Origin of the sequence: Gordonia amicalis NBRC 100051 = JCM 11271 (assembly GCF_000332995.1) — a bacterium.
GTDB lineage: Bacteria > Actinomycetota > Actinomycetes > Mycobacteriales > Mycobacteriaceae > Gordonia > Gordonia amicalis.
This window is the reverse complement of sequence record NZ_BANS01000048.1, coordinates 42169-48433: the sequence shown is the minus strand read 5'-3', so window position 1 is coordinate 48433 and position 6265 is coordinate 42169. Positions and strand designations below refer to the sequence as shown.

Sequence of the window (6265 nt, the reverse complement as noted above, 5' to 3'; positions counted from 1 at the left end):
AGCATGGGGCGGCACGAGCAGGGATCAGAACTCCTCGTCGACGTCCGAGTCCCGAGCGGCACGTTCACCGCGGTCCAGCGTGGCGAGCTCGGCCAGGTCCGCGTCGTCGAGGGCGAAGTCGAAGAGGTCGGCGTTCTCGAGCTGACGGCCGGCGTGCGAGGACTTGGGCACGACGCTGATCCCGTGCTGGACGGCCCACCGCAAGGCGATCTGGGTGGGCGACTTGCCGTACTTGCGGGCGGCCCGCAGGATCACCGGATCGCCGAGGACACCTTCCTTGCGGCCGGTCGGATGCCACGCCTGGGCATGAATCCCCTTGTCGGCCATGAATTCCCGGAGTTCGGTCCGGGGCAGCGCCGGCGAGCACTGGATCTGGTTGAGCACCGGCCACCGTCCGGTCGCGTCGAAGAGCGTCTGCAACTGATGGGGTTTGAAGTTCGAGACGCCGGGCGTGCGGACGTAACCCTCGTCGGTGAGCGTGAGCAGCGCTTTCCACGAGTCGACCATGCGTCCGAGACTCGGGCACGGCCAGTGGATGAGATACACGTCGAGGTAGCCGACGCCGAGTCGGCGGGCGCTCTCCTTGGCGGCGGTGATCGCCTCGTCGAACCCGTGGTCGCCACCGCTGAGCTTGGTCTGGACGATCACCTCGTCACGCCGGACACCCGAACCGTGCACTCCCATCCCGACACTGAGTTCGTTGCTGTACCGAGGAGCGGTGTCGAGAAGCCGGTAGCCCGCCTTGATCGCCGTGCTGACCGCACCGACGCACGGCCGGCCGAGCATGTTGTAGGTCCCGAGTCCCACCATGGGGATCGAGGAACCGTTGCTGAGCTCGACCGAGGGGATGTCCACCTGACCAGGATAGGTCGGACACCCCCTCGGACGCTTCGCCGAGACCAAGTGGCAACCCTGGGTGGCACGAATCAGCGCTCCCGAACGGCACGAATCCTCGCCGACCCGCACTGTGCGCCACGCACGACTCCCCTTACTGTTCTGAACATGTCTGCCCTCACGTCCAGATCACCTGTGTCACGCACCATGCGAACACTCGTCTCCGTCCTCGCCGGCCTCGGCATGGTCCTGCTCGGGACCACCGCCCCGGCGCACGCGGACGACGCGGTTTCCGTGGGCATCCCGAACTGGTCGGGTCTGGACGTCACCGAGTACGCCGGTCCCATCCCGGCCAAGGCGGGCACCCTCATCACGCAGGTCCCCCTGGCCGAGTCGCTCAACCTGCCGGCGGCCGGCAAGGCCTACCGAATCCAGTACTCGTCGCTGAACCAGCACGGCAAGATGGCGACGGGCACCGGCGCGGTGTTCCTGCCGAAGGGCGACGCCCCGGCCGGTGGCTGGCCGATCATCTCCTGGGCGCACGGCACCGTCGGCATGAACGACGACTGCACTCCGTCGGCCTTCCCGCGCAGCGAGCGGGACCAGAAGTACCTCGGCCACTGGCTGAACCAAGGATACGCGGTGGTCGCGGCCGACTATGTCGGGCTGGGTACCCCCGGTCTGATGGCCTACCTGAACGGCGTGACCGCGGCGCACGCGAACGTCGACATCGTCGTCGCATCGCATCAGATGGATCTGCCGCTGGCCAAGCGCTGGGCCATCATCGGACAGTCGCAGGGTGCGGCCGCCGCGCTGAACGGCGCGCGTTACGCCACCGAGTTCAGCCGTGGATCGGGTCTGGATTACCGCGGCGTCGTCGCCACCGGCATCCCGGCCAACCTCGAATACCTGTACCAGAACCTGGGCCCGGTCGTCCCGCCGGTGAACCTGCCCGGTGGCCTGAACGCCTACACCGCGTACATCCTGGCCGGTTTCGACGACACCCGTCCCGACATGAACATCACCAAGGTGATGACGCCGAAGGGCATCGAGCGCCTGGCCGAGGGTCGCACCACCTGCTACCCGATCCTCAAGAAGGCACTCGCCGATGACGACGTACGGACTTGGTTCCGCGCGCCGCTGATGTCGATCCCCGGTCTGAGCCCGGCGCTGCACGAGTACATGGCGACGCCGTACAAGGGCTACGACCGTCCGATCTTCCTCGGACAGGGCCTGCGTGACGTCGACGTTCCGGCACCGTCGGCGCTGTCGCTGTACGCACAGATGAAGGCCAACAACCAGCCGGTCGAGCTGTTCGTCTACCCCGAGGACGACCACTCCAGTGCGGTCCTGGCCTCGATGAAGGACTCGACGCCGTTCGTGGCCCGCATCCTGCGCTGACCCGGAATCACCGCTGCGGTGTCCGTCGATCTGAGACCCTTTAACGGATGGGCACAGGATCGATGGGCATCGCAGTTGCTTCTTACGACGACGTCATCATCGGCGCGGGACACAACGGCCTGACCGCCGCCGCGTACCTGGCGCGCGCCGGACGCCGGGTCCTCGTCCTGGAGCGCTCCGACCACGTCGGCGGGGCGACCGTCTCGGCGATGCCGTTCCCCGGCCTGGCGGCACGGCTGTCGCGGTTCTCCTATCTGGTCTCGCTGATGCCACGCGAGATCATCGTCGACCTCGACCTCGACATCTCACTGATCCGCCGCCGCTACTCCTCGTACACTCCGTTGCCCGCCGATCCGACGCGCGGCATCCTCATCGACACACAGGACGACGAGGCGACCGCGGAATCCTTCCGCCGCGTGTTGCGCGCCGACCGCGTCGGAGCCGACGCCGTGGGATTCTCCAACGCCGGTTTCGTGGCGTGGCAGTCCTTCTACCGCCGTGTCGGGACCATCGCGCAGCGCGTCTTCCCGACCCTGACCGAGCCGCTGCGCACCGCCGCCGACATGCACGAACTCGCCGTCGGCACCGACACCTCCGACGCCGAGCTGTGGGAGGCGCTCACCACCCTGCCGCTCGGCACCCTGCTCGGTCAGTACTTCGACGACGACCTGCTGCGCGGCATCGCCGCCACCGACGGCCTGATCGGCACCTTCGCCGACCTCGACGACCCGTCGCTGCGGCAGAACATCTGCTTCCTCTACCACGTGATCGGTGGCGGGACGGGCGACTGGGACGTCCCGGTCGGGGGCATGGGCGCGGTGTCGGGTGCGCTCTACCAGGCTGCCGCGTCGGCGGGTGCCGAGATCTGCACCGGCATCACCGTGACCGGTGTCGATCCCGCGGACGGCACGGTCGAACTCACCGACCCGACCCACGGCGCACGCACCGTGCGCGGCTCGATGCTCCACGCGGCGTGCGCGCCCCAGGTCCTCAACACGCTGCTCGACGAGCCGGTCGCCTGCGAGGCACAGCCCCGCGGTTCGCAGCTGAAGATCAACCTCCTCCTCGACCGCCTACCGCGGCTGCGCGACGAATCGGTGTCACCGGAGGCGGCGTTCGCCGGCACCTTCCACATCAACGAGTCCGCGAGCCAGCTCCACGAGGCCTGGCGGCAGGCCGCGCGCGGCGAGGTCCCGGAACTGCCGCCGTGTGAGATCTACTGCCACACCCTTTCCGACCGGTCCATCCTCGGCCCCGAACTCGACGGCAAACACACGCTCACGCTGTTCGGTCTGCACATGCCACCCGACGTGTTCGACGAGCCGGGCGCCGTCGAGCACGCGGTGGGCGCGACCTTCGCCTCGCTCAACGCACTCCTCGCCGAACCGATCCAGAACGTCATCGCCCACGACCTCGACGGCCGCCCGTGCATCGAGACCAAGACTCCCCAGGACCTCGAGGAGATGCTCGGGCTGCCCGGCGGCAACATCTTCCATCAGTCGTTGCGGTGGCCGTGGGCGGAGACGGCGTCGGAGGTCGGCACGTGGGGCGTCGAGACCCGGCACCCGCGACTGCTGCTGTGCGGCGCCGGCGCACGACGAGGCGGCGGGGTGAGCGGCATCCCGGGCCGCAACGCCGCGGCCGCGGTGCTGGGAGTCGAAGCACTCGCCGCCGTGCCATAGCCGGCCGCCACAGCCACACCCGAGGTGCGACGCTCCTCGCACGTCGTCTCTCATCGTCGACCCACGGCGGCCGAGTACTCTCTTCAGCGATGTCTACTGAAGAGTTGCTGCCGATCACGACCCGCAAGCTGGTGGGCTGGTCTCGCACCACCCCGATCGAGGGCCACGTCCTGTCCACGCCGTACCCCGAGGTCATCGCCGAGGCGGTGGCCCGCGTCGCCGACGACAACGCGGACAAGCCGGACTACCTCAAGCGCGGTGTCATCGCCCGTGGGCTCGGCCGTTCCTACAACGAGTCGGGCCAGAACAGCGGCGGTCTCACGATCGACATGACCCCGCTGACCAGGATCTATGCCATCGACGCGGAGACCGCGACGGTCGACCTGGACGCCGGCGTGTCCCTCGACACCCTCATGCAGGCCGCGCTTCCGTACGGCCTCTGGGTGCCGGTGCTCCCGGGCACCCGCCAGGTCACCGTGGGCGGTGCGATCGCGCATGACATCCACGGCAAGAACCACCACAGCCAGGGCAGCTTCGGCAACCACGTCGTCGAGATGCAGCTGCTCGTGGCCGACGGGCGCATCCTGACGCTCACCCCGGACGGCTCCGGCGACGACCCGACGGGCGAACTGTTCTGGGCGACGGTCGGCGGCATCGGCCTGACCGGCATCGTGCTGCGCGCGAAGATCCAGATGAAGCGCACCGAGAGTGCCTACTTCATCGCCGACACCGCGCGCACCGGATCGCTGCAGGAGACGCTCGACCTGCATCTGCAGGACGGCTTCGAGGACGGCTACGAGTACGCCTCGGGCTGGTTCGACACCATCAGCGCACCGCCGAAGCTCGGGCGCGGCACCTTCTCGCGCGGCAACCTCGCACGCGTCGACGAACTCCCGGAGAAGTACCGCGACAACCCGTTGTCGTTCAACAACAAGCCGCTCGTCCGGTTCCCGGACGTCTTCCCGCGCGGGCTGGCCAACAAGCTCAGCTTCTCCGCGGTCGGCGAGGCGTACTACCGGATCGGCCCGCCCAGCGAGGGCAAGGTCAAGAATCTGGCGCAGTTCTACCACATGCTCGACGTATTCGGTGACTGGAACAACGCCTACGGCCGCGGCGGTGGTTTCTGCCAGTACCAGTTCATCGTGCCCACGGGCAACGAGGCCGAGTTCACCAACCTCATCGAGCACATCCAGGCGTCGGGACACGTCAGCTTCCTCAACGTGATCAAGCTGTTCGGCGACGGCAACAAGGCCCCGCTCAGCTTCCCGTTCAAGGGCTGGAACGTCTGCCTGGACTTCCCGGTCAAGGCCGGACTCGCCGAGTTCCTCAACGACCTGGACCGTCGTGTGATGGCGATGGGCGGACGCCTCTACACCGCGAAGGACTCGCGAACGTCGGCGGCGAACTTCCACGCGATGTACCCGCGCATCGACGAGTGGATCGCCACGCGTCGTCGTATCGACCCCAACCGGGTGTTCATGTCCGACATGGGCCGCCGCCTCGAACTCGCCTGACCCTCAACCGGTTCCGACCTCCCCATCCCTGCGGCACGGCCGCAGACCACCGAAAGCGAGAAGCCGAAGATGATGAACGCCGTCGGCGTCCCACAGTCCATCCTGGTCCTGGGCGGGAGCTCGGAGATCGGGCTCGCCATCACCGCCGAGTACCTGAGCAAGGGCCCGGCGCGGGTCATCCTCGCCACCCTGCCGGGTGATCCGACCGCCGCGGCCGCGGTGGAGAAGGCCAAGAACGCCGGCGCCACCGAGGTCACCGTGATCGACTTCGACGCCCGCGCCACCGACACCCACCGCGACGTCATCGAGAAGGCCTTCGCCGACGGCGACGTCGACGTGGCGATCGTCGCGTTCGGCATCCAGGGCGACGACGAGCAGGCCTGGCAGGATCACGGACTCGCGGTCGCCGAGGCCGAGATCAACTACACCGCAGCAGTTTCCGTCGGCGTTCTGCTCGGCGAGAAGATGCGCGCCCAGGGCCACGGCCAGATCATCGCGATGAGCTCGGTCGCCGGTGAGCGCGTCCGTCGCAGCAACTTCGTCTACGGCTCCACCAAGGCCGGCCTCGACGGCTTCTACCTCGGACTCGGTGAGGCGTTGCGCCCCTTCGGTCCTCGTGTCCTCGTGATCCGTCCGGGACAGGTCCGCACTCGACTGTCGGCGCATGTGAAGGAAGCACCGCTGACCGTCGAGAAGGAGGATGTGGGACGCCTCGCGGTGGCGGCAGCCACCAAGGGCAAGGAAATCGTCTGGGTCCCGGGACCTTTCCGCTACATCATGATGGTCCTGCGCCACATCCCGCGCCCGATCTTCCGCAAACTGCCCATCTGAGCC

At 68.0% G+C, this 6265-nt stretch carries 5 protein-coding genes; 4 read left to right on the top strand and 1 reads right to left on the bottom strand.

Annotated elements, in window-relative coordinates; genetic code table 11:
- Positions 1-24 precede the first annotated feature (24 nt).
- On the bottom strand, positions 25-855 hold the full coding sequence (locus GOAMI_RS19480) for an aldo/keto reductase (RefSeq protein ID WP_006438307.1): 831 nt from the start codon (positions 853-855) through the stop codon (positions 25-27).
- A 147-nt stretch (positions 856-1002) separates the two neighbouring features.
- On the opposite strand from GOAMI_RS19480, the gene GOAMI_RS19475 reads away from it, so the two are divergent.
- The 4 genes from GOAMI_RS19475 (at position 1003) to dprE2 (ending at position 6262) form a co-directional block, all read left to right on the top strand.
- On the top strand, positions 1003-2235 hold the full coding sequence (locus tag GOAMI_RS19475; protein WP_174324760.1) for an alpha/beta hydrolase family protein: 1233 nt from the start codon (positions 1003-1005) through the stop codon (positions 2233-2235).
- Between the two features lie 62 nt (positions 2236-2297).
- The gene (locus GOAMI_RS19470) at positions 2298-3917 is read left to right on the top strand and encodes a phytoene desaturase family protein (RefSeq protein WP_006438305.1); all 1620 of its coding nucleotides are present in this window, start codon (positions 2298-2300) and stop codon (positions 3915-3917) included.
- An 89-nt stretch (positions 3918-4006) separates the two neighbouring features.
- Positions 4007-5431 (top strand): decaprenylphosphoryl-beta-D-ribose oxidase, encoded by a 1425-nt coding sequence (gene dprE1 / locus GOAMI_RS19465; protein ID WP_006438304.1) that lies wholly within the window; start codon positions 4007-4009, stop codon positions 5429-5431.
- 69 nt (positions 5432-5500) lie between these two features.
- Complete coding sequence (dprE2, locus tag GOAMI_RS19460) at positions 5501-6262, top strand: decaprenylphospho-beta-D-erythro-pentofuranosid-2-ulose 2-reductase (RefSeq protein WP_006438303.1); 762 nt, start codon at positions 5501-5503, stop codon at positions 6260-6262.
- The last annotated feature ends 3 nt before the right edge of the window (positions 6263-6265 follow it).